We start from the raw sequence: 24,901 nt of genomic DNA on the forward strand, positions 1-24,901 counted from the left end.
GGCGGCGAAAGGGGGGGTCGCGCGTCAGTCGACGGGAACGGCGGAGGCGACCTCGCGATCCTCCTCCGTCGCGACGAGCTGCCCGCAGGCGCCGTCGATCTCCTTGCCGCGGGTGTCGCGGAGGGTCGTCGGGATGCCGGCCTCATTGAGCCGGCGGACGAACTCGCGCTGCACCGGCTTCTCGGATGCCGTCCAGACGGATCCCGGCGTCGGGTTCAGCGGAATCGGATTGACGTGCACCCAGCCGTGACCGCGCTCGTTGAGCTTCGTCGCGAGCAGATCGGCGCGCCATGCGTGATCGTTCATGTCCTTGATGAGGGCGTACTCGATCGAGACGCGGCGCCCGGTCTTCTCGAAGTAGCGGTACGCGGCATCCAGCGCCTCATCGACCTTCCACCGGGAGTTGATCGGGATCATCTCGTCACGGAGGTGGTCGTCGGGGGCGTGCAGCGACAGCGCGAAGGTGACGGGGATGCCTTCGCCTGCGAGCTTGTCGATCGCGGGGACGAGCCCGACGGTCGACACCGTCACGCCGCGGGCGCTCATGCCGAGGCCGTGCTCCTTGTCGACCATGGTGCGGACGGCCTGGATGACCCGGTTGTAGTTGGCCAGCGGCTCCCCCATGCCCATGAACACGATGTTCGTGACGCGTTCGTCGGGGTGCTCGGCTGGTCCGAGCTCTCCCGCGCGGATCGCCGCGTTCGCCCGCACGACCTGCTCGATGATCTCCGCCGCCGACATGTTGCGGGTGAGGCCCGCCTGTCCCGTCGCGCAGAACGGGCAGTTCATGCCGCACCCGGCCTGGCTGGAGACGCACAGGGTGATGCGTCCCGGATACCGCATGAGGACCGACTCCACGAGCGCGCCGTCGTGGAGCTTCCAGAGGAACTTGATCGTGTCGCCGCTGTCGGTCTGCAGGCGCCGCACCTCGGTGAGCAGGTGCGGCAGGAGGCCGGCGACGAGGTCGTCGCGCCCGGATGCCGGCAGGTCGGTCATCTTCGCGGGATCCGAGGTGTAGTGCTGGAAGTAGTGCTTCTCGAGCTGCTTCGCCCGGAAGCCGGGGAGCCCGAGCTCGACGGCCTTCTCGACACGCTGCGCCGGGGTGAGGTCGGCGAGGTGGACGGGCGGCATGCCCTTCTTCGGCGCGGCGAATTGAAGGAGCGGCTTGCCCTCGGCATCCACTCGCTGGGTCCAGCCCTCGGCGCGCGGGCGTACCTGACGCGGCTTCGTCGTACGGACGGGGCTGGATTCGGTCATGAGTCCAGGGTACCGAGACCACCTGGACGAGCGCCGTCCGCGGGGACGGTGTGCACCGCGTCCTCCACGAGGGCACGTGCGCGCCCGCTGCGTCCCCACACGAGAGTGACGAGGAAGGCGATCATGCCGCTCGCGCCGATCGCGGCGAGATACGCGAGGCCGGAGCCCGGCGCGATCGACGCGACGCCGACCACGCCGGCGGCCCCGAGGGTCACCGCCTGCACGTTGAAGGCGGCGAGGACGCCCCCGCCGATGGACGAGGCGATCACGGCGGCGATGAACGGGAAGCGCAGTCGCAGGTTGATGCCGAAGATCGCCGGCTCGGCGATGCCGACGCACGCCGGAAGGCCTGCTCCGGCGGCGAGCGCACGGAGCCGCGTCCGCCGGCCGGCGAGCACGGCGACGGCGAAGCACGCTCCCGCCTGCGCGAGATTGGCGGCTCCGGCCGCGGGGAAGATGAAGGACCCGCCGGTCGCGAGGAGGCCGAGTTCGAGCGAGACCAGGCTCTGGTGGGTGCCGGTGAGGACGAGGAGCGGGTACAGCGCGCCGAACACGACTCCGCCGAGGAGCCCGGACTGCTCGTAGACCAGGGCGATCAGCCGGGCGAATCCATCGCCGGCGAATCGCAGCACCGGGCCCACGACGAGGAAGGCGAGGACGCCCGTGAGCAGGAGGGTGAGCATCGGCACCAACAGGAAGCGGGCCGCGCCGCGCAGGACGGTCCCGAGACCGCGCTCGATGAGGGTGAGGAGGTAGGCGATGGCGACGATGGGGATGACCGTGCCCCGGTAGTCGATGCCGAGCACATCCACGCCGGCGATCGTCCAGCTGCCGCCGCCCCCGACGTGGAGAGCGGGAAAGCTTCCGGCATCCACGACGAACGGCGCGGCGACGAGCGCGGCCCCCATCGCCGCGCCGAGAAACGGGCTGCCGCCGAACCGGGCGGCAGCCGAGTAGCCGACGAAGACGGGGAGGAGCGTGAAGACGCCGATGCCGAGGATGCCGATGAGGGCGGAGAGCCCGTCGAGCCACGGCACGGTCGCCGCCACTGAGCCCTGGCCGAACACGCCGGGCGCGCTGAGGATGTTGTGCAGCGCGAGCAGCATGCCCGCCGCGACGAAGGTCGGCAGGAGCGGCGCCACGATGTCCATCAGGACGTAGAGCGGACGGACGATGGGGCGACGGTGCGGCGATTCCGCCGGCGCGGCGTCAGGGCCGGAATCGCCCGCCCCGCCGGCCTCGGACTCCTTGATCGGGACGTGCAGCGCCAGCGCGAGGGCTGCATGCGCCCGCTCGACCGCCTGGGGCCCGACGACGATCTGGATCTGATCGCCGAGCGTCGCGACACCGATGACGCCGGGGAGTCCCGAGACCGCGCCCAGGTCCACACGACCGCTGTCCCGCACACTCACCCTCAGTCGCGTCGCGCAGTGGACGAGCGACACCACGTTCGCGGGCCCGCCGAGTGCCGACGCGACCTCCGCCGCAGTGCGCGCGTCCCCTGCCGAACCGTCGATGACGCCTCCTCGATCAGAGGTAACGCTACCGACTCGATCGCCCGGCGAGACGCACGCGGCCTCCGCACGCCCCCGCGCACAGCGGAGCGGCCCCCGTGTCGCGATCTTCCGATCGCGGCACGGGGGCCGCTCATTGTGCGAGAGGCGAACCTCAGCGCACGGGTCGCACGTCAGACGTCGGGTCGATGTCGTGCGCGTATCCCGACGGGATGTCGGCCCACTCGCCGAGCCCGTTGTTCCCGTAGGTCCGGTCGACGGTCACGTCGGCTCCGTTGATGTCGACCTTCACCGTGGGGGCGAGGGTGCCGCCGCGGACGAAGTCGTCGCTGGTGCCGATCGTGTCGATGAAGGACTGCACCAGGCCGCCCGGCATGACGTAGTGCGAGTACGCCTGGAACTGGCCCGGGTTCTGGTTGAAGTCCGGCGCGAAGGGCGCACCGTTGGCGTAGTTCAGGTTCGACGGGCTGCCGAGCGCCAGGCCCGAGCCGCGGTTGACCGGCTCGAAGTCGCTGCGGATGCCGTCGCCGACGAAGCCGTAGACGCCTTCAGGACCGTCCACGCCTGCCGCGTACGTGCCGCGGTGGGTGATCGTGAAGAGGTAGTACTTGCCGTCCTTCATGTAGATCTGCGGGCGCTCCGTCTGATCGTTCACGCAGTTCGCGGAGAGGATCGGCGGGAGGAAGGTCCACTCGGTGAGGGCCGCGTTGTCGGCGACCGCGAGTCCCACGTTGGCGAGCTGGTAGTGCGCGCCGTTGTCCATGACCTCGTCGGCCGTCTCGGTGTACGGGTCGCCGGGGCGGTAGCCCATGTCCTCCTCGGTGCAGACACGCTCGCCGCGCACGGCGGCGGTGTTGCCCTCGAACACCATGTAGGTCTTGCCGGGGTGAGCCGGGTCCTCGAAGGTGAACGGGTCACGGAAGTTGAAGAACTCGTTCTGGTCGCCGTCCTGGTAGTACTTGCCGTCCGCCTGCAGCATGTCGTGCTGGTCGCGGAAGCCGGTCATCCAGACGCCGTTCTCGTCGGCGAACAGGCGCCCCTCGCTCTGCACGATGCGGGGGTCGTAGGGCTTGCGGTTGCTGCCGTCCTCGTTGCGGTAGAACGCGACCGCCGTGTAGAAGATGCGCAGCTTGTTGCCGTCGAAGATGCGGGTCGAGCCCGACCACTCGGTCTGGTGGCTGAAGGACTGGTCCTCGAAGATCGCGCCGGAGGCGCCCTCGGGGAACACGAGCCCGCCGTACGTCCAGCCGCCGTTCTCCGGACGCTCGGCGACGTTCGCCTTGCGGAAGAAGTAGCCGAGCTTGGCGTAGGTGTGACGGTCATCGAAGCCGAGCTTGCGGTCGGCGACAAGGGAGAAGACGACCTCCCAGCCCTTGAAGCTGGGCTGCGCAGCGGTCTCGTCGGTCAGCGTCCAGCTGTCCCAGACCCAGACCTGGTCGTTGCTCATGTCGGGGAAGTCCTGCGGGACCGTCGGCATCGTGTATTCCTCGGGCATGGAGTTCGCACGAGGAGGTGCGGTGGGGTCGCTCATGGCCTGGATCTGGCGCGCATCGGCGCGGGTCCACTTGGCGGTGAAGTCGTCCGTGGGGTCGTAGGCCTGCTGCGAGTGCTGCGTCGGAGCCGGGAAGCCGGGAACGGCATCCGGTTCGTCGGCAGCCGTCGCGGGCGCGGCGGCGATGAGCGTCGCGACGGTCGCCGCGGCGGCGGCGATCCCTGCGGCGCGCAGGCGCCGGCGGAATCGACCGGAGGTGTGGATGGTGGTCACGTCTGTCAGCTTTCTGGAGGGGCGGAAGGCGTGGGTCTGCTCTCAGTCAGGAGACTAGGGCATCTGTGGCGATTCTGTCAAACGTTTGACATATGCCGTCCGCCCTGCTTCACTGAGGGTGGATGCCGATCCTCCCGGCATCCCGTGGTTCGACTCTCACGGGCTCCCGCCCACACCACCCCTCCACGCATCGACGCGCGCCGACCGGCCTCCGCCGGGGGCGCCGCCGAGCGCCCCGACCGCACCAGGGAGTGCCATGTTCCGTTTCCACCCGACGCGCGCTGATCGCCGCGTCCTCGCCGCCGGCGTCGCCGTCGGCATCTTCGCCTCGGTGTCGACGCTCGCCGCCACCGCGGCCCTCGCCGCCACCGATGTCCAGACATTCGAGTCCGCTACGGCGGAATCCGCCGCACAGAGCCTGCTCGGTGCGCACGTCACGCTCGTGTCCGCCTCGCTCACGCACGGCCGCCCCGTGCAGGCGGCGGCCTTCTCCGGCGCCACGCTCGACCCCGCCATCGCCTCGGGAGTCGCGCTCTCCACCGGCGCGCTGCGCGACGCCGACCCCACCTCCGCGGCGGATGTCGACTTCACGCACTCGGCCCTGACCGGACCGAACTCGAAGCTCACCACGACCGGCGACCTCGGCGGAGCGGGCTCCCAGGAGCTCGCCACGCTCGTGGGCGCCACCACCTACGACGCCGCGCAGCTTGCGCTGACGGTCGTCCCCGAGGGCGACACTCTGTCAATCGTTTACCAGTTCGGTAGCGAGGAGTACGGCGTCTGGGCGGCGAAGGACTACAACGACGCCATCGGCATCTTCGTGGACGGGCAGCTCTGCTCGACCGTCGAGGGGCAGCCCGCCGGCATCGCGACGATCAACGAGGGTGCCCAGGCGGCCTCGTACGTGTCCAACGTCGATGGCCGCAACCCCGGAACCGCGCACGACACCGAGATGAACGGCTTCACCACGGCCCTCACCTGCACGACGAAGGTCACGCCCGGTGCGGAGACCACGATCGTCGCCGCCGTCGCGGACACCGTCGACGGTCAGCTCGACACGACGCTCCTGCTCGCGGGCGCCGGCATCTCCTCGACCCCCGGCGCGAACCCCACGCCCACCGAGACGCCGACCGCGACCCCGACCGGCACCACGACCCCCATCGCGGGCATCCCCGCCGGGTCGACCGGTGACCCCGCCGGCACCAAGGCCAGCGGCGCGCTCGCGCGGACCGGTGGCGACTCGACCGTCATCGCCGGTGCGGTCCTTGCGGGCGTCGCGCTCGCCGCGGCCGGTACCGGCCTCGTCGTCCGCAACCGCCGTCGTGCGGCCGAGGCGGTGGAGTCAGAGTGATCCCCGCCGTGACCCGTCGACGCGCCGCACGCGTGGGCACCTTCTCCGCACTGGCAGCCGTCGCGGTCGCGGCCCTCGCCTGTGGCACCCCCGCGTGGGGTGCCACAGGCACCGACCTCCCGGCGACGACCTCCACCGAGGTCGTCCCGGGCTCGGCCGTGACCGATGTCGTCTGGAACCTTCCGGACGCCGCCCGCTCGGGCGACAGCCTGCGCCTCTCCCTCCCCGACCACACCGCCAGCGTCCTCGAGAATGACACGTGGACCGCTCACAGCGGCGCGGTCATCGGGACGATCAGCCTCGACGCCCAGGGGGAACTCGTGCTCGTCTTGAACGACGCCGCGGATGACCCGGCGAACCGCACCGGCGAAGCGATCGTCACGACCACCGAGACGACGACGCCGGGCGAGACCTCCTCGTTCACGTTCCCCGCGGACGGGCGCCTCGGTGCCGACGACGAGCCCGGACCGTTCCACGGCGCGCCGGACCGGTCGCTCGCGAACAAGTACGGTCTCTGGATCGAGAGCGACCCGGCAACCGTCCGGTGGACCATCGACACCCCGAAGGGGCCGTGGGATGTCATCACCGTCGAGGACCCGACGCCCGCCGGCCAGACGGTGGACTGCACGGACGTGAGCGTCCGTTCCACGACGCAGACCGAACCCGAAACCGGCTACCTGGTGGACCTGCAGCCCGTGGCAGCGGAGCGCCTGACGATCGCGTGCGATGGCTCCGGCCTGCGCGTGGACATCAGCTCCGTCGGCGACGGCGAGATCGTCGAGGTCGCCTTCGACGCGCTCGTGGCGGCTGGGAAGACGGACGTCACCAACGTCGCGACCGTCACCGGCACCCGGACGGCTCCGGGTACGGTGACCCGCCAGACGGTGATCGAGCCCCTGCTCGAGACGGTCCCGACACCCACCCCGACGCCCACGCCGACCCCGACGCCGACGCCCACCCCGAGCGAACCCACGCCGAACGAGCCGACGCCGACGCCCACCCCGACGCCGAGCACGACCACGCCCCCGACGCCGGAGCGCCTCGCGGTGACCGGCGGCTCGCCGCTGACCGCGGCAGGCGGCGCCAGCCTCGCGGCGCTGTGCACCGCGCTGGGAGCGGTCGCGCTGGGCCTTGCCCACCGCCGCGCACGCCGGCGGAGCGGCCTGTGAGCATGGACGACCGCACGCGGCGCACCCGCCGGATCGTGGTCCTCGCGATCACGGCCGTGACGATTCTCATCGTCGCGGCCGTGATCGCGGTGCTCGCTTTCCCCCGGGACAACGCCCCCACTCCCACCCCGACCACTCCCACCGCCTCACCGAGCCCGGAGGCCCTCACCTTCGAGCGACCCGCCGACTGGACCACCTACCGGCCGAGCTTCCACCTCACCCCGGACGCGCACTGGATCAACGATCCGCAGCGGCCCTTCTTCGCCGGCGGCACGTGGCACCTCTACTACCTCTACAACGCCGACTACCCCGATGGGAACGGCACCGAGTGGTACCACGCCACCTCCGATGACCTCGTGACGTGGCACAACGAGGGCGTCGCGATCGAGAAATACCGCAACGGACTCGGCGACATCCTCACCGGCAGCGCCGTGGTCGATGAGACCGGCAGCGCCGGCTTCGGCAAGGGCGCGATCATCGCGATCGTCACCCAGCAGGACGACGGCGTGCAGCGCCAGTCGCTCTTCTACTCGACCGACGACGGCTACACGTTCCAGGGCTACGACGGAAACCCGATCATGGACAACCCCGGCGTCGTCGACTGGCGCGATCCCAAGATCATCCGCGATGAGACGCACGACCGCTGGGTCATGGTCCTCGCCGAGGGCGAGCGTCTGGGCTTCTACGTCTCCGACGACCTCCGGGCGTGGACCTACGTCTCGGACTACGCAACCGACCGCTGGGGCCTGCTGGAATGCCCCGACCTGTTCGAGATGGTCGACCCCCAGTCGGGCCGACGCACCTGGATCCTCGCCGCGAGCGCGGACGGCACGAGCGAGGGACGCACGACCGGTCTCGCCTACTGGACGGGCGACTGGGACGGCGAGCGCTTCACCCCGGATGTCGACGAGCCGCTCTGGCTCGACGACGGGGCCGACTTCTACGCCGCCGTGACGTGGGACGACCCGCGCCGCGGCGACGCCGAGCGGCTGACCGAGCGCCACGCACTCGGCTGGATCAACAACTGGGCCTACGCCCGGGAGCTCCCGACCGACGGATGGCAGGGCGGCGCCCTGTCCGTGACGCGCACCCTCACCCTCGATGAGGACGGCGGTCGTCTCATGCTGCGGTCGCGTCCGGTCGACACTCTGCGCGGGCTGGAGGGGGTCCAGGTATCGGCCCCCGCGCAGACGATCGAGCCGGGCGCGATCGCACCCCTCGCGACGCAGCCGGACGCGGTGTCCTACCGCCTCCGTGTGTCGATCGACCGGGAGGATGCGGGCAGCCTGCGGCTGCGTCTGGGCGGCTCCGGCGCCGGTGACGTGACCGTCGGCTACGACGCGGAACGCGGGGTCGCCTTCGTCGACCGGGCGCACGACACGCTCGCGTCGCAGCTCCCCGACGCCTACCGCGACGTCCGCACGAGCGACGTCCTCTCCGGCGACGTGCTGAACCTCGACATCCTGGTCGATGCGTCGAGCGTCGAGGTGTTCCTCGGTGACGGTTCGGCCCTCACGATGGCCGTCTACCCGGCCTCGACGGCGCTCACCGCGCCGATCACCGTGGAGGCGGTGGATGCACCCGTGACGGTGCGTTCCCTCTCCGTCGCACCGATCGCGGTCCTCGACCCGCAGCGCGCCCGCTGACCCGTCAGGTCGTCCAGCCGAGCCGCAGCTCCACCGGGAGCGGCGGCTCGGCTGCGGTGTCGGCGCCTACTTCGGCCTCGTCATCGGCCTCGGCTTCGATCCGGTCGACGACGAGTTCGACGGCACGGGCGCCCAGCTGCGCGATCGGCTGCTGCACGGTCGTGAGCCCCGGCATCCCCAGTCGCACCGCGGCGGACCCGTCGTAGCCGATGATGCGGACGTCGTGCGGGACGGCGCGGCCGGTCTTGTGGGCCCACTCGAGCACCATGAGTGCCGTGAGGTCGTCTGTCGCGAAGACGCCGTCGGCGCCCGTCTCGGCGAGCCACGTCTCGATGAGGGCGCGCCGCTGCGGGAACGGCGTCGCGTAGCCGTAGGCGCGGACGACGGGTTCGAGGCCGCGCGCTGCGACGACCTCGCGGAAGGCGGCGGCGCGGTCGTTGCCGGCGTGGTCGGTCGCCGTGATGAGGAGAGGGGTACGGGTGCCGCGGGCGAGAAGGTGCTCCGTCGCCAGACGCCCGCCGGCCCGGTTGTCGCTCCGGACGATCGGGATGTGCGCGCCGATGCGCCGGTCGACGGCCACGATGGGCAGCTCCGCCTTCCCGTATCCTTCGACGTCGCGGTTGTGGGTCGAGGTGATGATGCCGTCGACGCGGTTCGCCTGCAGGAGGTCGAGGTAGTCCGCCTCGCGGGCGGCGTTCTCCTGACAGTCGCAGAGCATCGCCTTGTATCCGCGCTCGGCGAGCCTGTTCTCGATCGCCGAGACGAGCTCGCCGAAGAACGGGTCCGCGACGGTCGGCACGATCACCCCGACGATGGCGGACTTGCGCCCGATGAGGGAGCGCGCGATGCCGTCGGGTCGGTAGCCGAGCTCGGAGATGGCGGTGTTCACGCGCGTGCGGACGTCGTCGCTCAGGTAGCCGCGGTTGTTCAGGACGCGCGACACGGTCGTGACCGAGACGCCCGCGTGCGCCGCGACGTCGTGAAGCTTCGGCCGGGCCATCGGTACCTCCGCTCGCGTCCGTCCCTGTGGGCTCCCACCGACGCTATCCCATCGGCGAGCGCGCCCCGAACGGCGGTCGATGCCGCCCTAGGCGTCGGCAGCGGCGGCCTCACCGGCGACGAGTCGCCCCCCGTCCCAGAACACCGGCACCGGCTCTGTGACGCCACCGACGAACTCCCCCGCCTCGTCCGCGTTGCGGAAGGCGAACAGCAGCCACTGACCGTCGTCGCGCCGACGCAGCAGGCGTCCCACGTAGAGCCGTTCGTCGGTGAGCGGATAGGCCCCGTCGATGTCGAACGGTCCGAGCAGACCCGCGGCCGGGACGGCCCAGGTCCCGCCGCGCGCCTCGGCTCGGGCGGGCGTCGAGTGCTCCGCGAGGCAGGAGAACAGCAGGACCGGACGGCCGTCCACCACCTCGACCTGGGTCACCTCGAGCTGGCCGAAGCCGTTCGCCGAGGGAGCGGTCAGCGGCGGGCGCAGCTCCCACGTGCGCAGGTCGGCGGACCACGCGTGCCCGATCACGCCGCGCCCGAGCTCGGGGCCTTCGGGAGCACGCGCGGTGACCAGCATGTGCCATCCGTCGCCGTCGGGATCGCGGAACACCCACGGGTCGCGGAACGCCTCGTCGTGCCACGCCCCGGAATCGATCGTCTCGTACCAGGGGCCCTGCGCGCGCAGCACCGGCCCGGGCTGCTTCGTCCAGGTGACGAGGTCGGCGGAGGTGGCGTACCCGATCGTCTGGATGTTCTTCCCCTCGGCGGCCAGGGTCGAGCCCGTGTAGAAGAGGAACCAGGTCCCGTCGTCGGCGCGGACGGTCGAGCCCGTCCACGTCGCCAGGTCGTCGAACGCGACGGCATCGCTGCGGACGAGGGCATCGGGCACCTGCGTCCACGTGCGCAGGTCATCCGAGACGGCGTGCCCGACGGATGCCCGGTAGTGCCGCGCGTCCGGATCGTGCAGCGCGCGCGAGGCGTACAGGAAGAACAGGTGGTAGCGCTCACCGTCGTCGGCGAACCAGAAGTCCCAGACCCAGGACCCGGGGAGATCGAACGCGACGCCGGTCATCCCTTCACCCCGCTCGCCGCGATGCTGCTGACGAACGCCCGCTGGAAGACGAGGAACACGAGGAGCACGGGGATCGTGATGAGAGACGTGTACGCCATCACCTCGCCCCACGCGGTGTTCAGCTGGAAGAAGTACTGCATCCCCACCATCACCGGCCGGAGGCCCTCCTTCTGGACGACCATCAGCGGCCACAGGTACTGGTTCCACGCCGGCAGGAAGGTGAGGATGGCGACCGTCGCGAACGCCGGCCCGGACAGGGGCACGATGATCCGTCGGTAGATCGTGAACCAGCTCGCCCCGTCGATGCGCGCCGCTTCGTCGAGGGATGCGGGGATCGTGGAGAAGTACTGGGCGAACAGGAAGATCGAGAACGCGTTCGCGATGAACGGCACGATCTGCACCTGGTACGTGTTCAGCCAGCCGAAGTCGTACTTCAGCACGCCGCCCTCCATGACGAGGGTCGGCAGCTGCGAGACCCAGTAGACCATCGGCACGGCGATCGTCTCGAACGGCACGATCAGCGTGGCGATGATGAGGGCCATCACGACGAGGCGCCCCTTCCACCGCAGTCGCGAGAGGGCGAAGCCCGCCATCGAGTTGACGATGAGGCCGAGCCCCACCGTCAGCACCGTGACGAGCACGGAGTTGAACATGAACTGCGCCACCGGCACCCGCTCGAACACTCCGAAGTAGTTGTCGAGGCTGATGTCGCCGACGGGGAGGAACGCTGCCGGCGAGTTCACGTCCTGGAGGATCTGGCTGTCGGGCTTGAGGCTCGAGACGAACATGAACACGAGCGGGAAGAGGAAGGCGATCCCGAAGATGCTCATGGCGCCGTAGTAGAGGATCCCGCTGATCCGGCGGCTCCGCCGCTGGCGTGCCGGGGTCCGCTCCGCGCCGGCCTTCGCCGACGGGCGACGCCCGGCGGGGCCCGCCGTGAGGGTCTGTGTCGCGGTCATGGTCAGTCCTTGTCTCGCGTGAGGCGGCGCTGGATGAGCGCGATGATGAGCACCGCGACGAAGAAGATCAGCGAGATGGCTGCGGCGTACCCGATCTCCTGCTGCTGATAGCCCTTGCGGACGGCGTGGTAGACGATCGTGGAGGTCGAGCCGGTCGGGCCGCCCTGGGTCATGACATCGACCTGCACGAACAGTCCGAGAGCGGCGATCGTGATCGTGATGAGCACGAAGATCATGGTCGGTCGCAGACCCGGCCAGGTGACGCTGGTGAACTGACGCCAGGGGCTCGCACCGTCCATCTTGGCGGCCTCGTAGAGCTCCTCCGGGATGGTCTGCAGCCCCGACAGCCAGATGATCATGTGGAATCCGACGGCCTGCCAGATCGACAGCACGATGATGGCCGGGAGGGCGGTGGTCGGGTTGTTCAGCCAGTCCACGCTCTGCCACGCACCGAAGGTCAGCGTGTCGATGAACGAGTTGATGAGCCCGTCCTTCTGGTACATGAACTTCCAGAGGATCGAGACCACGACGATCGACGTGACGACGGGGATGAAGAAGATCACGCGGAACGCGGTGACACCGCGCATCCGGCGGTTCACCAGCACCGCGAGCAGCAGACCGAGACCGGCCTGGACCGGCACGACGACGAGCGCGAACAGGAACGTGTTCCACGCCGACTGCAGGAACATCGGGTCGGCCCCGAACGCCCGCGCGAAGTTGTCGAGGCCGACGAAGCGGGGCGGGTTCGGCGAGATCAGACGTGCATTGGTGAAGGAGAGCCCGAAGGCGAGCAGCACCGGGATCACGAGGAACAGCACGAGCAGGATGCCGGCGGGCGCGATCATCGCGAGACCCGCCCAGGTTTCGCGGCCCCGCATCGAGCGGAAGCGGCCGAGCGCGCGCCGCGGCTTTTCGGCCGCGACGATGGCAGAGGAGACAGTCATGAGAGCTCTTCTCAGGGTCGGTGCACGTCGTAGAAGGTCGTTGCGGGGAGCGGGCGGGGTGTGCCCCCGCCCGCTCCGCGTGTCACTTCTTGAAGCCGTATCCGTCATTCGACGCGATGTTCGCGTCGATGTCGCTCACGGCCTGGTCGAGCGCGGTCTTCACGTCCGCGCCGTTCATGATGTCCTTCGCCGCGGTCTCGAACGTCGTGGAGATGACGGCGTAGGCCGGGGTCTCCGGGCGCAGCACCGCGAACTTCTGCGACAGCTCGACGAACGGGCGCAGCACGCCGTCGTCACCGAAGTACTTCGACGCCTGCGCGGCGGAATCCGTCGCCGGGATCACGATCTGCTCGTCGGCGAACTGGGTGATGTACCTATCCTGGAAGCTGAATTCGAGGTACTTGCGTGCGCCGTCGGCGTCGTTGCAGCCCTTCGAGATGGCCCACTGCCACGAGCCGCCGCCGATCTTCGGGCCCGTGCCGAGGTCCGGCGGGGGCAGGACGACGAGATCGTCGCCGACGGCATCCACCGATGCCAGCGCGTTCCAGACGCCCGTGTAGCTGAGCGCCACCTTGTCGTCCACGAACTCCTGGTTGCCGACGGTGCCGTCGGCGTTGGCGTAGCCGTCCTTGAAGAGGTTCTGGAACCAGGTGCCCCAGGCGATCGCGTCGTCCCCATTGAGCGCGCCCTCGGCGCTGAGCATCGTGTCGCGGTCGATCAGGTCGCCGCCGAAGCTCTGCAGGAACGGCGAGTAGGCGTACGGCCACCACTCGCCCTTGTCCTCGGCGCCGATGTCGATCGGGGTGTCGTATCCGGCGGCCTTCAGGGTCGCCAGCGCGCTGGCGAACTCCTGCTCGGTCCAGGGCTGATCCACCGTCGCGATGCGGATGCCGTTCTTCTCGAGCACCGACTTGCGGGCGAAGATCGACAGCGCCGCATCCCAGTAGCCGGCCGAGTAGATCTCGCCGTCCCACTTTCCGACGGCCGTCGGCAGCAGCGAGTCGGTGATCTTCGTGTCGATGCCGAGGGGCTGCAGGTAACCGGCCCACGCCCAGTTCGGCATGATCGGACCGTCGAGGTCCAGCAGGCACGGCAGGTCGCCGGAGGCCGCCGCGGCGACGACCGCGTCGTTGTACGCCCCCTGCGGGAACGACTCCTCGACGACTTCGTACTGATCCTGCGACGCATTGAAGTCGGAGATGATCTGCTGGTAGACGGCGAGCTCGGCGGGATTTCCTGCCGAGTGCGTCCACATCGTCAGCTTCGTCTTGCCGTCCTCGGTCGTGCTGTCACCCTGGCCGGCCTGACCGCAGCCGGTGAGCGCCAGCACGCCGACGAGTCCCGCCGCGGCGAGAATCGAAACGGATGTGCGCTTCATTGTGGTTTCCTTTTCCTGTGACCGGTCAGCCGGTCACCGTTCGGGGGTCGCGTCACGCGACCGCTCGGTGTGCTGTGAAGCCCGTCGCCGGTTCTGTTTGCCGACGTGCGCCGGTGGCGGGCCCACGGAGTCTCGCCGGATGACGGGACACTCCATCTGGTGTGTGGCATCCGTCTCCCCCACGCGGATGCCGAGCGCGACCTCCATCGCCCAGCGCCCCATTTCGTAATGGGGCAGAGCGACGGTGGTCAGGGGAGGGTCCTGCTCGGCGGCGATGAGCTGCTGGTCGTCGTAGCCGATGATCGAGATGTCGTGGGGGATGCGCAGACCGCGGGCGCGCACCGCGAGGTAGGCGCCGGCCGCCATGCGGTCGTTGAAGCAGAAGAGCGCCGTGGGCCGCCGGGCGTCATCCAGCGCGAGGAGCTGGTCCGCCGCGTCGCGTCCGCCGCGCGCGGACATCTCGCCGTGGACGTGCCAGAGCGGATCTGCCGCGATGCCCGCATCGGCGAGGACCTCGCGGTAACCGGCGAGACGCAGATCGGCGGCGATCGGGCGGCCCGGGCCGGGGACGGCATCGACGTACGCGATCCGCTCGTGGCCCGCAGCGACGAGTTCGCGGACGGCGGCCACTCCCCCGGCATGGTCGTCGGGGACGACGCTGCGTCGTCCGCCGCCTTCCGGGCGGCAGTCGAGGAAGACGGCGTCGGCGGGCAGGCTCTCCGGGACCGGCACCACGCGGTGCCACATGGCGGCGTAGATCATGGCGTCCACCTGCTGGGCGGCGAGCGCGCGAATGGCCGCGTCCTCGACGACGCGGTCGCCGGACGTGTCGACGAGGAAGACGAGCTTGCCGTTCTCCCGTGCGACATCCTGCGCACCGGCGAGCATGCGACCGGCGAACGGGGTCGTCGCGATCTGGTCGGAGATGAGTCCGACGGTGTTGGTCCGCTGCTGGCGCAGCCCCCGGGCGACCGAGCTGGGCGCGTAGCCGACGGCAGCGGCGGCGGCGCGGACCCGCTCGCGGGTCTCGGCGGAGATGCGCGACTCGACATCGTTGAGCACGAGCGACACGGTGGTCACCGAAACCCCCGCGGCGGCAGCCACATCCGAGATGCGGACTCGTGCCATGTCGATCACTTCCTCGTGATAAATCGATTTATCCTGAGGAGATTATGAATCAGCTGCGAGATCTCGTCAAGCACTTTCCGGCGTGGATTCCCGAAGGTCACCGCATCCCGCCCGGGCGTCCCGCCGCGGTCGGGATGAGCCGCGGAATGCGGGAGGATAGAGCGTGACCACACCCGACCTCTCGCCGCGCATCGTGTTCATCGACGTCGACGGGACGATCCTCGAACACGGCTCGGTCATCGCTCCATCGACCGTGAGCGCCATCCGCGCCGCACGCCGCGCCGGCCACCTCGTCTATCTCTGCACGGGCCGATCCGCCGGCGACATCCATCCCGCGGTCCGCGAGATCGGCTTCGACGGAGCGGTCACGAACGGCGGCGCCTTCTCGGTGCGCATCCTCGCCGACGGCACCCAGGAGCGCATCGCCGCCCACCTCATGCCGCGGACCGCGGTCGATCGGATGGTCGCCTACTTCGAGCGCAACGGCATCCACTACTTCCTGCAGACGGATGAGGGGGTCTACGCCTCGGAGGGCGTCGCGGCAGCGGCGGAGGAGTTCTTCCGGCAGCGTCGCGCCCGCCACCGGGACGATCTGCGCGCGCTCGGTCTCGACGACGACGACGCGCCCCTGCCGGCGATCTCCTACCGCCCGATCGGCGATCTGGACCTCGACCAGGTCGTCAAGGCGACGTTCATCAGCAGCAGCTCCGACACCCTCGACCGCGCCGAGGCGGACCTCGGCGATGCATTCCACGTGATCCCCGGCTCGATCCCGATGCCGGGCGCGTCGAACGGCGAGATCGCGATGCGCGGCGTCAACAAGGGATCGGCGATCCTCGAGGTGCTGGCCGCACTCGGAATCGACGCGGCGGCCGCCGTGGGCATCGGCGACAGCTGGAACGACGTCGAGATGTTCGAGGTGGTGGGCACGGCCGTCGCGATGGGCGGCGCGGATCCCGAACTGCAGGCGAAGGCCGACGTCGTGACCTCGGGCGTCCTGGACGACGGCGTGCACCGCGCCCTCGTCCGCCTCGGCCTGGTCTGATCCCCTTCGCCCCGGCGCGGCTCGCCGGGGCCCTCGCCCCCGCCCTCGCCCCGCGCCCCCGGCTCCGGCTCCGGCTCCGCCGAGAGTCCAAGACACGCGGATGCCGCAGGTACCGGGACCGCGCGTCTTGGACTCTCGGGGCCGCCCGCGCCGAGTCAGAGGAAGATGTCGGGGAACAGCTCCGCGTCGGGCGTGCCGGCGACGGCGGCGTAGCCGGAGAAGTCCGTGACGCCGGCATCCCGCAGCACCTGCTCGACGATGAGCGTCTGCCCCGTGCGCGCGCCCGCGGGCGTCGTGAGGACGGCGTACGCGGCGTCGGCGTAGATCTCGGGCGTGCGACTGGCCTTCATCATCCGATCGCCGCCGAGGGCGAACTGGACCGCCGCCGTCGCGATCGTCGTCTCGGGCCAGAGGGTGTTGGCGGCGATGCCATCGCCCTCGAACTCGGCCGCAAGCCCCAGGGTCGCCATCGTCATGCCGTACTTCGCCAGGGTGTACCCGGTGTGGGCGCCGAGCCAGCGCGGGGTGATGTTCAGGGGCGGGGAGAGGGAGAGGATGTGCGGGTTCGCGGCATCCTTCAGCATCGGGACGGCGGCGCGCGACAGCATGAACGTGCCGCGGACGTTGACATCCTGCATGAGGTCGTACTTCTTCGCGGCCAGGTCGAGCGAGCCGGAGAGGTCGATCACCGACGCATTGTTGAGGACGATGTCGATGCCGCCGAACTCGCCCTGGGTCTTCAGCACGGCCTCGGTGATGTCGTCGTCGCTGCGCACGTCGCCGACGATCGGCAGCGCATGTCCGCCCGCCGCCTCGATCGCCGCGGCCGCGGAGTGGACGGTGCCCTCGAGCTTCGGGTGCGGGGTGTCGGTCTTCGCCATGAGCGCGATGTTCGCGCCGTCGCGCGCCGCGCGCAGGGCGATCGCGAGACCGATGCCACGGCTGCCGCCCGACATCAGGATGGTCTTGCCGGCGAGGGTGGGCTCGGTCATCAGGTGTTCTCCTTGTCCCGGTTATGGCGGGTGGGGGTCCGCCGGGGGGTGGCCCCGCGGGGGGGGGCGCAGCGCCACCAGGGCGGGGGGGGGGGGGGCGGGGGGGGGGGGGCCGCGCGGGGGGGGCGGGGGGGCGGGGCGGCGTCAGACCGCGGGGAGGGGGGGCGGGGGGGCGGGGGGGGGTGGGGGGGGGGGTCAGTCTGAGGCCGGCGGAGCGGCGGTGGCGGGCCTGCGGGATGCCGCGGCGAAGCCCGCGACGCGCGTGCGCGCCTCCTCGGTGTCGAAACGCGCGCCGATCGTGCGCGCCTCGTCACCGAGGTTGTCGGCGAAGGCGCGTCGGCCGGCGGCGCGGATCAGGCGCTTGGCGTGCCCGAAGGCTCCGGTGGCGTTCGCGAGCCAGAACCGCGCGATCTCGTCGGCCCGCGCGCCGGGGTCGTCCGCGACCTCCGTGACGAGGCCCCAGTCGAGGGCGGTGTCGGCGTCGATCGTCTCGTCCTGCAGCAGCAGGCGCAGCGCGCGGGTCTGGCCCACCGCCGCCGCAAGAAGCGTGGAGACGCCGAGATCGGGGGTCAGGCCGATGTTCGCGTACCGGCTGACGAACTTCGCGCGAGGGCTCGCCACCACGTAGTCGGCGGTGAGCATGAGTCCGAGGCCGCCGCCCGCGACAGCGCCCTGCACAGCGGCGACCACCGGCACCGACGACTCGACGAGCGCGCGGATCCCGTCGTGGATGATCCCGGCCATCTCGGTGACGTCGGCTCCCGATGCGCCGGAGGTCGCCATCTCGATCACGTCGCCGCCGGCGCAGAACGCCGGTCCGTTCGCGTCGATGAGCACGGCGCCGACCGCGTCGTCGCTCGCGATCTCCCGCGCGAGGTCGCGCCAACGGCGCCCCATCTCGAACCCCATCGCGTTGAGGCTCGCGGGGCGGTTGAAGGTGAGGCGCGCGAGGCCGCCGTCACGGGTGAACAGGATCGAGTCGCTCATCGTCTTCTTTCTCCTCACCTCGGCGCCATGCGGATGGCGCCGTCGAGGCGGATGGTCTCGCCGTTGAGGTAGCCGTTGCGCACGATCTCGAGCACGAGGGAGGCGTATTCGTCAGGCCGGCCGAGACGCGCCGGGTACGGCACCTGCTGCCCGAGACTCTCCTGCGCCGCCTCCGGAAGCCCCGCGAGCATCGGCGTCTCCATGATCCCGGGGGCGATCGTGCAGACGCGGATGCCGTAGCGCGCCAGCTCGCGCGCGATCGGCAGCGTCATGGCGTGGACGCCGCCCTTGCTCGCGGAGTAGGCGGGCTGTCCGATCTGCCCGTCGAACGCGGCGACGGATGCCGTGTTCACGACGACGCCACGGTCGCCGCCGTCGGTGGCTTCCGTCTGCGCGATGGCGGCGGCGGCCTGGCCGATGACGTTGTACGTGCCGATCAGGTTGACGCGGACGATCTTCTCGAAGTGGGCGAGGTCGCCGGGATGGCCGTCGCGGTCGAGGACCTTGGCGGGCGGGGCGATGCCGGCGCAGTTCACGACGACGCGGAGCGGCCCGTGCTCCCCGGCGACGGCGACGGCCGCGGCGACCTGATCGGGATCGGTGACGTCGGCCGGAGCGAACGTCCCCCCGAGTTCGGCGGCGCGCTCGGCCCCCGGCGAGGAGGGGAGGTCGACGATCACGATGTGCGCCCCGGCATCGGCCAGGCGTCGGGCGGTCGCGAGACCGAGCCCGCTCGCACCGCCGGTGACGAGTGCGGATGCGCCGGTGATATCCATGATGTGCTCTCCTTCGAACTCGTCGCTCAGCCTACGCGATGACATCGCGTACCAGTAGCAAAGGAACTGAGTTTCACCGCGCGGGCGTCGCCCGAGCCAGCAGAGCGAGGACCTCGTCGGGGTCGCCGAGCAGCCGCCGCGACTGCGGAGCGGCGGTGAGATGCGCGAAGAGGCGGGCGGCTCGGAGCACGTCCTCGCTCCGGTAGCCGGCCGCGTGATGGCCGTCGATCTGCCACTCGCGCGCCATGCCGTCGTGCGTGCGCACACGCACCTCGCCGGTCATCGACGACGCCGCCACCGGGCCGAGGTACGCCGCGACGAGTCCCGCGAGCGCGTCCGCGACGCGGGGCGGCACCAGCCGCACCCGCGGCAGACGCGCCGAGGCCTCGGCGACCTCCAGCCAGGCGACGGTGTCGCGTGGACGACCGCCGGAGAACAGCGTCAGCGACGCCGGGGTCAGGACGACGTGCCGCTCGAGCACGTCGCCGACGGCCAGCACCGGAATCGGGCCGGAGATCACGGCGAAAGCTCCGTGTCGACGAGGCGGAGCGGCGGGCATCCCCCATCTCATCACACGGGCTTCCTGGGCTCGGGTCTGCGGCGGCGGGCAGGATGGATGCCATGACCTTCCCCGCACCAGATCTGCCGGTGCCCGCTCGGGTGCGCGCGATCGCCCGGGACGACGCGCTGGTGCCGGTGTGGCGCAACAACGTCGGCGGCGTCACCTTCCGCACCGGCGACGGCCGCTACATCAAGCACGGGCCCGTCCACGGCGAGACCTCGATGGCGGCCGAGGCGGAGCGCCTGGCCTGGGCCGCGCGGTTCACGCGCGTGCCGGAGGTGCTCGACGTCGGGTCGGACGGAGGGGAGGAGTGGCTCGTGACGCGTGCGCTCCCCGGTCTGTCCGCCGCCGATCCGCGCTGGATCACCGAACCCGCCGTGGCGGTGCGCGCGGTGGGCGAGGGGCTGCGCGCCCTGCACGAGGCTCTGCCGGTCGAGGACTGCCCGTTCGACTGGTCGGTCGCCGAGCGCGTCGAGAACGCGGCACGGCGGGGTGTCATCGTGCCCGGCGCGCTGCGCGACGCCCCGCCGATCGACCGGCTCGTGGTCTGCCACGGGGACGCGTGCTGCCCGAACACCCTCCTCGACGCGGACGGCCGCTGGCTCGGGCACGTCGACCTCGGCGCTCTCGGCCTCGCCGACCGCTGGGGTGACCTCGCCGCGGCATCCATGAGCACCGTCTGGAACTACGGGCCCGGATGGGAAGATGCTCTGCTGGATGCGTACGGGGTGGAACCCGACGCGGAGCGGCTCTCCTTCTACCGGGACCTCTGGAACGCCACCTGAGCCGCGGGCAGAATGGCGCCATGACCCACCCCGTGATGTTCGACGACGCTGATCCGATCCTCGCGCGGGTCCGCGAGATCGCGCTGGCGCTCCCCGAGGCCGCGGAGAAGATCACGCACGGGCGGCCGACCTTCTTCACCGAGCGCGTGTTCGGCTACTACGGCGGATCGCCGCGCGGCGCCACCCACGATCGTCACGACAGCGCGATCCTGTTCCGCCCCGACCCCGAGGACGAGCCCGCCCTGCGCGCCGACGACCGCTTCTGGGAGCCCGCCTACCTGTGGCCGCACGGCTGGCTCGCGCTCGATCTGGAGAGCGGGGTCGACTGGACGGAGGTCGCCGAGCTGATGGATGCCTCGTACCGCGCGACCGCGCCGCGGCGTCTCGTCGCCGCCCTGGACCGCCGCACGCCGTGAGCGGCGGGCCGCCGAAGCGACCCGCCGCTCGGACTCGCGGGATCAGCGGACGTCGTCGTCGACCCAGTCCATCGACTTCGTGACGGCCTTCTTCCACAGGCGCAGCTGACGCTCGCGCTCCTCGGTGTCGCCGGTCGGCGACCAGCGCTTGTCCTCCTGCCAGTTGGCGCGCAGCTCGTCGAGGTCGTTCCAGAACCCGACGGCGAGGCCGGCGGCGTATGCGGCGCCGAGCGCCGTGGTCTCCGCCACGACCGGGCGCACCACCTCGACGCCGAGGACATCGGCCTGGAACTGCATGAGCGTGTCGTTGGCGGTCATGCCGCCGTCGACCTTGAGCTCGGCGAGGTCCACTCCGGAGTCGGCGTTGACGGCATCCAGCACCTCGCGGGTCTGGAAGGCGGTCGCCTCCAGCGCGGCACGCGCGATGTGGTTCCGGTTGGCGTAGCGGGTGAGCCCGACGATCGCGCCGCGCGCGTCGGGGCGCCAGTACGGCGCGAACAGCCCGGAGAACGCGGGCACGAAGTACACCCCGCCGTTGTCCTCGACCTTCGCCGCGAGCTCTTCGACCTCGGGGGCGGAGGAGATGATGCCGAGTTGGTCGCGCAGCCACTGGACGAGCGATCCGGTGACGGCGATCGAACCCTCCAGCGCGTAGTGCGCCGGCCCGTCGCCGAGCTTGTACCCCACCGTCGTCAGCAGCCCGTTCTCACTCTTGACGATCTCGGTGCCCGTCTGGAAGATCAGGAAGTTGCCCGTGCCGTAGGTGTTCTTGCTCTCGCCCGGATCGAACGCCGCCTGGCCGAAGGTCGCCGCCTGCTGATCGCCCAGGATGCCGGCGACCGGCGTCTCGCGCAGCAGCGACGTGTCGCGAGCCTCGCCGTACACCTCGCTGGAGGAGCGGATCTCCGGCAGCATCGAGAGCGGCACGCCGAACTCGGCGAGGATGTCCTCACGCCACTGGAGGGTCTTCAGATCCATGAACAGCGTCCGCGAGGCATTCGTGACGTCCGTCGCGTGCACCCCGCCGTCGGGGCCGCCGGTGAGGTTCCACAGCACCCACGAGTCGGTCGTCCCGAAGATGAGGTCGCCCGCCTCGGCCTTCTCGCGCGCACCCTCGACGTTCTCGAGGATCCACACGATCTTCGTGCCGGAGAAGTAGGTGGCCAGCGGCAGTCCGACGATGTCCTTGAACCGGTCGACGCCCTCGTCGCCGGCGAGGCGGTCGACGATCGGCTGCGTGCGGGTGTCCTGCCAGACGATGGCGTTGTAGACGGGGATGCCGGTGTTCTTGTCCCAGACGACCGCCGTCTCGCGCTGGTTCGTGATGCCGATGGCCGCGATGTCATGGCGGGTGAGGTTCGCGCGACCGAGCGCGATGCCGATGACCTCGCGCATGTTGTCACGGATCTCGATGGGGTCGTGCTCGACCCATCCGGCGCGCGGCATGATCTGCTCGTGCTCCTTCTGGCCGATGGAGATGACCGAGCCCTTCTTGTCGAAGATGATGGCGCGGCTCGAGGTGGTGCCCTGATCGAGGGCGATGATGTACTGAGTCATGAGATGGACTTCCTTGTCTGTCGGGTGAGAAGAGTGCTCGCGCGCGTCACGCGGCGATGAAGTGCAGGAGCGCCGGCGCCGCGAGCGCGGCCAGGACGCCACCGATGAGGGGGCCGACGACCGGCACCCACGCGTAGGACCAGTCGCTCGAGCCCTTGCCCTTGATCGGGAGGACGGCGTGCGCGATGCGGGGTCCGAGGTCACGAGCCGGGTTGATCGCGTAACCGGTGGGCCCACCGAGCGAGGCGCCGATGCCCACCACGAGAAGGGCGACGGGGACGGCCGTCAGCGGGCCGAGGGCACCCGGGACGCCGACCTGGACATCGCCGTAGTCGGCGAAGGCGAAGATCACGAAGACGAGCACGAACGTCGCGATGATCTCCGTCACGAGGTTCCACCCGTACGAGCGGATCGCCGGGCCCGTGGAGAACACGCCGAGCTTGTTCGCCGGGTCGGGCTCGATGTCGAAGTGCTCCTTGTACGTGAGCCAGCACAGCACCGCGCCGAGGAACGCGCCGACCATCTGGCCGGCGATCGCGATCAGGAACAGGGTGAAGGGGATCTTGCCCGCGACGAGAAGGCCGATCGAGACGGCGGGGTTCAGCTGAGCACCCGAGTAGGCGGATGCCAGCACACCGGCGAACACCGCCAGGCCCCAGCCCCAGTTCACCATCAGGAATCCGCCGTTGTTGCCCTTGGTGCCCTTGAGCGCCACGTTGGCGACCACGCCCCCACCGAGAAGGAGGAGGAGCCCCGTACCCACCAGTTCGGAGAGGAAATAGAGCCCCAGATTTACTTCTTGCATGTCGACATTGACCTTTCGTGGGTGGCCTGAGGAGGGACCGGCGTCAGGCCGCGCCGGAGCGGTGTGCGGCCGTCAGCGGCCGGGACCGGCGAGCGCCGCGACCCCGGCGTGCTCGAGGTCGACGCGGTGGGCGTCGCGGAGGCTCGACGTCGTGGCTTCGATCTCGTTGCGCACCCGGTCCTGGTCCCAGCCCAGGGCGGGCGCCGCGGCATCCGCGATCTCCTCGAGCGTCTCGGGGGTCATGTTCCCGACGAAGGCGACCGAGGTGCGGCGCAGGAGCAGATCCATGAGGGTGACGACCTCCTCGCGCTCGGCGAGGAAGGCGATCTCCTCGCGCGAATAGCCCGGCGCGTGCTGCAGCGGCTGCTGGGTGACCGGCAGCGCCGTGAGGAGCTTCGCGGCGTAGGTGCCGTAGCGCTCCAGCATGCGGTCGGCGAAGGCCGCCTCGTGCGCGCCGCGGTGGGCGGCGACCCAGCGGGCGCGGGCGTCGACATCCTTCGGGTAGCCCGCTCCGCCGCCGATCGCGAGGTTCGCGGTCGACTGGACGCGCGGGCGCCCGAGCAGGGTGAGCGCGTCGTTCGCGACGTGCTCGGAGAGGGCGCGGAAGGTGGTCCACTTCCCGCCGACGAGGCTGAGCACGGGCGTCCCGTGGAGGTCGCCGCGCTCGACGCGGTAGTCGCGGGAGACGAAACCGGGGGCGAGGTCGTCGTGCCGCGGCAGAGGGCGGATGCCGGAGAAGGTGTAGACGATCTGGTCGCGCGTGACGGAGATGTCCGGGAAGACCTGCGCGATCAGGTCGAAGAAGTACTCGATCTCGTCGTCGGTGCAGACGACGGGTCGGGTGGGGTCGGCGTCGATGTCGGTCGTGCCGACCATGACGCGCCCCTTGAGCGGGTAGATCAGCACGATGCGCCCGTCGGACGCCTCGAAGAAGATCTCGTTGCCGCGGGTCGCTGCCAGCAGGGTGTCGTTCTCGAGCACGATGTGCGAGCCCTTCGTCCCCCCCATGAAGCGGGTCGGCTCGCCGAGCGCCGTGTTCGTGAGGTCCGTCCAGGGCCCACTGGTGTTCACGATGACCTTCGCCGTGACGTCGAACTCCTCGCCGGAGACCTCGTCGCGCAGCGTCACGGCCGAGCCGTGCGCGCCCACGGCGCTGACGTAGTTGGCCGAGCGCGCGGCCCCCTCCTGCTGTCCGTCGCGGAGGACGTCCAGGGCGAGCCGCTCGGGGTCGTGCATCGAGGCGTCGTAGTAGGTCGCCGTGTAGGCGAAGCGCGGGTCGAGGTCGGGGAAGCGCACCCGCGAGGCGCGGCGCCCGTGGAACGTGTGGCGCGGAACGGTGCCCCCGTCGCGCGAGAACGTGTCGTACATCGTCAGGCCGAGCTTGATCAGCAGAGCGCCGCGCTCGCGGGGCTTGCCGCGCCCGTGGGTGAACAGAAGGCGGAACGGCGCGGCGAGGATGCCGGAGAACGTCTTGTGGATCGGGATCGTCGTCGGGAGGGGCTTCACGAAGTGCGGCGCATTGCGCACGAGCGCGTTGCGCTCCACGACCGCCTCCTGCACGAGCCGGAACTCGCCGTTCTCGAGGTATCGCACGCCGCCGTGGACCATGTGGCTGGATGCCGAGGAGGCGCCGCTCACGTAGTCGCCGCGTTCGACGAGGACGACATCCACCCCCTGGAGGGCGAGATCGCGGAACGTGGCGACGCCGTTGATCCCGCCGCCGATGATGAGGACATCCGCCTCGGGGCGCTCCCGGAGCGCCTGTACGTTCGGCCGCAGCTGTGTCGCGTTGCTCATCGT

General features: G+C 70.6%; 22 protein-coding genes. 6 read left to right on the forward strand and 16 right to left on the reverse strand.

The features are described 5' to 3' along the window. Positions 1 to 24: 24 nt before the first annotated feature. Genes rlmN through J0P97_RS01675 form a run of 3 tightly spaced genes read right to left on the reverse strand, consistent with a single transcriptional unit; the run spans position 25 to position 4,536 of the window. Positions 25 to 1,257, reverse strand: a complete 1,233-nt coding sequence (rlmN, locus tag J0P97_RS01665) for a dual-specificity RNA methyltransferase RlmN (RefSeq protein WP_215486024.1) — start codon at positions 1,255 to 1,257, stop codon at positions 25 to 27. Then, the gene (locus J0P97_RS01670) at positions 1,254 to 2,948 is read right to left on the reverse strand and encodes a PTS transporter subunit EIIC (protein WP_281423577.1); all 1,695 of its coding nucleotides are present in this window, start codon (positions 2,946 to 2,948) and stop codon (positions 1,254 to 1,256) included. The genes rlmN and J0P97_RS01670 overlap by 4 nt, the downstream gene beginning before the upstream one ends. Continuing rightward, positions 2,926 to 4,536 (reverse strand): glycoside hydrolase family 68 protein, encoded by a 1,611-nt coding sequence (locus tag J0P97_RS01675; RefSeq protein WP_308163345.1) that lies wholly within the window; start codon positions 4,534 to 4,536, stop codon positions 2,926 to 2,928. The genes J0P97_RS01670 and J0P97_RS01675 overlap by 23 nt, the downstream gene beginning before the upstream one ends. Before the next feature lie 256 nt (positions 4,537 to 4,792). Here J0P97_RS01675 and J0P97_RS01680 point away from each other — a divergent pair, with 256 nt between their 5' ends. Genes J0P97_RS01680 through J0P97_RS01690 form a run of 3 tightly spaced genes read left to right on the forward strand, consistent with a single transcriptional unit; the run spans position 4,793 to position 8,702 of the window. Then, a complete protein-coding gene (locus J0P97_RS01680) occupies positions 4,793 to 5,887 on the forward strand; it encodes a choice-of-anchor L domain-containing protein (RefSeq protein ID WP_215486026.1) in 1,095 nt (364 codons plus the stop codon). Positions 5,888 to 5,895: 8 nt separating this feature from the next. Then, positions 5,896 to 7,056: a hypothetical protein gene (locus J0P97_RS01685; protein ID WP_215486027.1), complete on the forward strand. Its 1,161-nt coding sequence runs from the start codon at positions 5,896 to 5,898 to the stop codon at positions 7,054 to 7,056. A gap of 2 nt (positions 7,057 to 7,058) precedes the next feature. Continuing rightward, positions 7,059 to 8,702, forward strand: a complete 1,644-nt coding sequence (locus J0P97_RS01690) for a glycoside hydrolase family 32 protein (protein ID WP_246539583.1) — start codon at positions 7,059 to 7,061, stop codon at positions 8,700 to 8,702. A 4-nt stretch (positions 8,703 to 8,706) separates the two neighbouring features. Here J0P97_RS01690 and J0P97_RS01695 read toward each other — a convergent pair whose 3' ends face one another. The 6 genes from J0P97_RS01695 to J0P97_RS01720 form a co-directional block, all read right to left on the reverse strand. Further along, complete coding sequence (locus J0P97_RS01695) at positions 8,707 to 9,702, reverse strand: LacI family DNA-binding transcriptional regulator (protein ID WP_215486029.1); 996 nt, start codon at positions 9,700 to 9,702, stop codon at positions 8,707 to 8,709. 87 nt (positions 9,703 to 9,789) lie between these two features. Beyond that, positions 9,790 to 10,767, reverse strand: a complete 978-nt coding sequence (locus tag J0P97_RS01700) for a family 43 glycosylhydrolase (protein WP_215486030.1) — start codon at positions 10,765 to 10,767, stop codon at positions 9,790 to 9,792. Beyond that, positions 10,764 to 11,726, reverse strand: a complete 963-nt coding sequence (locus J0P97_RS01705; RefSeq protein WP_215486031.1) for a carbohydrate ABC transporter permease — start codon at positions 11,724 to 11,726, stop codon at positions 10,764 to 10,766. The genes J0P97_RS01700 and J0P97_RS01705 overlap by 4 nt, the downstream gene beginning before the upstream one ends. Before the next feature lie 2 nt (positions 11,727 to 11,728). Beyond that, positions 11,729 to 12,670 (reverse strand): carbohydrate ABC transporter permease, encoded by a 942-nt coding sequence (locus tag J0P97_RS01710; protein WP_246539391.1) that lies wholly within the window; start codon positions 12,668 to 12,670, stop codon positions 11,729 to 11,731. 82 nt (positions 12,671 to 12,752) lie between these two features. Beyond that, entirely contained in the window at positions 12,753 to 14,048 is a 1,296-nt protein-coding gene (locus J0P97_RS01715) for a sugar ABC transporter substrate-binding protein (protein WP_215486032.1), read from the reverse strand. 33 nt (positions 14,049 to 14,081) lie between these two features. Beyond that, positions 14,082 to 15,176 (reverse strand): LacI family DNA-binding transcriptional regulator, encoded by a 1,095-nt coding sequence (locus tag J0P97_RS01720; RefSeq protein WP_215486033.1) that lies wholly within the window; start codon positions 15,174 to 15,176, stop codon positions 14,082 to 14,084. Positions 15,177 to 15,339: 163 nt separating this feature from the next. On the opposite strand from J0P97_RS01720, the gene J0P97_RS01725 reads away from it, so the two are divergent. Beyond that, positions 15,340 to 16,221, forward strand: a complete 882-nt coding sequence (locus tag J0P97_RS01725) for a Cof-type HAD-IIB family hydrolase (RefSeq protein ID WP_215486034.1) — start codon at positions 15,340 to 15,342, stop codon at positions 16,219 to 16,221. Positions 16,222 to 16,376: 155 nt separating this feature from the next. On the opposite strand, the gene J0P97_RS01730 is transcribed toward J0P97_RS01725, so the two are convergent. The 4 genes from J0P97_RS01730 to J0P97_RS01745 all read right to left on the reverse strand — a co-directional run bounded on the left by J0P97_RS01730 (position 16,377) and on the right by J0P97_RS01745 (position 19,496). Then, entirely contained in the window at positions 16,377 to 17,213 is an 837-nt protein-coding gene (locus tag J0P97_RS01730; protein ID WP_215486035.1) for an SDR family oxidoreductase, read from the reverse strand. Between the two features lie 195 nt (positions 17,214 to 17,408). After that, the gene (locus tag J0P97_RS01735; protein ID WP_215486036.1) at positions 17,409 to 18,200 is read right to left on the reverse strand and encodes an enoyl-CoA hydratase/isomerase family protein; all 792 of its coding nucleotides are present in this window, start codon (positions 18,198 to 18,200) and stop codon (positions 17,409 to 17,411) included. 14 nt (positions 18,201 to 18,214) lie between these two features. Beyond that, positions 18,215 to 18,976 carry an SDR family NAD(P)-dependent oxidoreductase gene (locus tag J0P97_RS01740; protein ID WP_215486037.1) on the reverse strand — a complete coding sequence of 254 codons (762 nt, stop codon included), beginning with the start codon at positions 18,974 to 18,976 and terminating at the stop codon, positions 18,215 to 18,217. A gap of 73 nt (positions 18,977 to 19,049) precedes the next feature. After that, positions 19,050 to 19,496, reverse strand: a complete 447-nt coding sequence (locus tag J0P97_RS01745) for a hypothetical protein (protein WP_215486038.1) — start codon at positions 19,494 to 19,496, stop codon at positions 19,050 to 19,052. 101 nt (positions 19,497 to 19,597) lie between these two features. Here J0P97_RS01745 and J0P97_RS01750 point away from each other — a divergent pair, with 101 nt between their 5' ends. Next, positions 19,598 to 20,323, forward strand: coding sequence for an aminoglycoside 3'-phosphotransferase (locus J0P97_RS01750; RefSeq protein WP_215486039.1), 726 nt, complete (start codon positions 19,598 to 19,600; stop codon positions 20,321 to 20,323). 20 nt (positions 20,324 to 20,343) lie between these two features. Then, positions 20,344 to 20,739 (forward strand): MmcQ/YjbR family DNA-binding protein, encoded by a 396-nt coding sequence (locus J0P97_RS01755; protein ID WP_246539392.1) that lies wholly within the window; start codon positions 20,344 to 20,346, stop codon positions 20,737 to 20,739. Between the two features lie 42 nt (positions 20,740 to 20,781). Here the strand turns inward: J0P97_RS01755 and glpK are convergent, their stop codons facing one another. The 3 genes from glpK to J0P97_RS01770 form a co-directional block, all read right to left on the reverse strand. After that, entirely contained in the window at positions 20,782 to 22,296 is a 1,515-nt protein-coding gene (glpK, locus tag J0P97_RS01760; protein ID WP_215486040.1) for a glycerol kinase GlpK, read from the reverse strand. Positions 22,297 to 22,342: 46 nt separating this feature from the next. Continuing rightward, a complete protein-coding gene (locus J0P97_RS01765; protein ID WP_215486041.1) occupies positions 22,343 to 23,101 on the reverse strand; it encodes an MIP/aquaporin family protein in 759 nt (252 codons plus the stop codon). A 72-nt stretch (positions 23,102 to 23,173) separates the two neighbouring features. After that, positions 23,174 to 24,898 (reverse strand): glycerol-3-phosphate dehydrogenase/oxidase, encoded by a 1,725-nt coding sequence (locus tag J0P97_RS01770; protein ID WP_215486042.1) that lies wholly within the window; start codon positions 24,896 to 24,898, stop codon positions 23,174 to 23,176. Between the last annotated feature and the right edge of the window lie 3 nt (positions 24,899 to 24,901).

Source organism: Microbacterium flavum, from assembly GCF_018717645.1.
Taxonomy (GTDB): domain Bacteria; phylum Actinomycetota; class Actinomycetes; order Actinomycetales; family Microbacteriaceae; genus Microbacterium; species Microbacterium flavum.

Bases quoted from the DNA above. Each gene is read 5' to 3' on its own strand.
- J0P97_RS01710 (WP_246539391.1), bottom strand. From the start codon at position 12,670: ATGACTGTCTCCTCTGCCATCGTCGCGGCCGAAAAGCCGCGGCGCGCG.
- J0P97_RS01705 (WP_215486031.1), bottom strand. From the start codon at position 11,726: ATGACCGCGACACAGACCCTCACGGCGGGCCCCGCCGGGCGTCGCCCG.
- J0P97_RS01755 (WP_246539392.1), top strand. From the start codon at position 20,344: ATGACCCACCCCGTGATGTTCGACGACGCTGATCCGATCCTCGCGCGG.
- J0P97_RS01740 (WP_215486037.1), bottom strand. From the start codon at position 18,976: ATGGATATCACCGGCGCATCCGCACTCGTCACCGGCGGTGCGAGCGGG.
- rlmN (WP_215486024.1), bottom strand. From the start codon at position 1,257: ATGACCGAATCCAGCCCCGTCCGTACGACGAAGCCGCGTCAGGTACGC.
- J0P97_RS01735 (WP_215486036.1), bottom strand. From the start codon at position 18,200: ATGAGCGACTCGATCCTGTTCACCCGTGACGGCGGCCTCGCGCGCCTC.
- glpK (WP_215486040.1), bottom strand. From the start codon at position 22,296: ATGACTCAGTACATCATCGCCCTCGATCAGGGCACCACCTCGAGCCGC.
- J0P97_RS01690 (WP_246539583.1), top strand. From the start codon at position 7,059: ATGGACGACCGCACGCGGCGCACCCGCCGGATCGTGGTCCTCGCGATC.
- J0P97_RS01715 (WP_215486032.1), bottom strand. From the start codon at position 14,048: ATGAAGCGCACATCCGTTTCGATTCTCGCCGCGGCGGGACTCGTCGGC.
- J0P97_RS01765 (WP_215486041.1), bottom strand. From the start codon at position 23,101: ATGCAAGAAGTAAATCTGGGGCTCTATTTCCTCTCCGAACTGGTGGGT.
- J0P97_RS01700 (WP_215486030.1), bottom strand. From the start codon at position 10,767: ATGACCGGCGTCGCGTTCGATCTCCCCGGGTCCTGGGTCTGGGACTTC.
- J0P97_RS01695 (WP_215486029.1), bottom strand. From the start codon at position 9,702: ATGGCCCGGCCGAAGCTTCACGACGTCGCGGCGCACGCGGGCGTCTCG.
- J0P97_RS01730 (WP_215486035.1), bottom strand. From the start codon at position 17,213: ATGACCGAGCCCACCCTCGCCGGCAAGACCATCCTGATGTCGGGCGGC.
- J0P97_RS01720 (WP_215486033.1), bottom strand. From the start codon at position 15,176: ATGGCACGAGTCCGCATCTCGGATGTGGCTGCCGCCGCGGGGGTTTCG.
- J0P97_RS01680 (WP_215486026.1), top strand. From the start codon at position 4,793: ATGTTCCGTTTCCACCCGACGCGCGCTGATCGCCGCGTCCTCGCCGCC.
- J0P97_RS01770 (WP_215486042.1), bottom strand. From the start codon at position 24,898: ATGAGCAACGCGACACAGCTGCGGCCGAACGTACAGGCGCTCCGGGAG.
- J0P97_RS01750 (WP_215486039.1), top strand. From the start codon at position 19,598: ATGACCTTCCCCGCACCAGATCTGCCGGTGCCCGCTCGGGTGCGCGCG.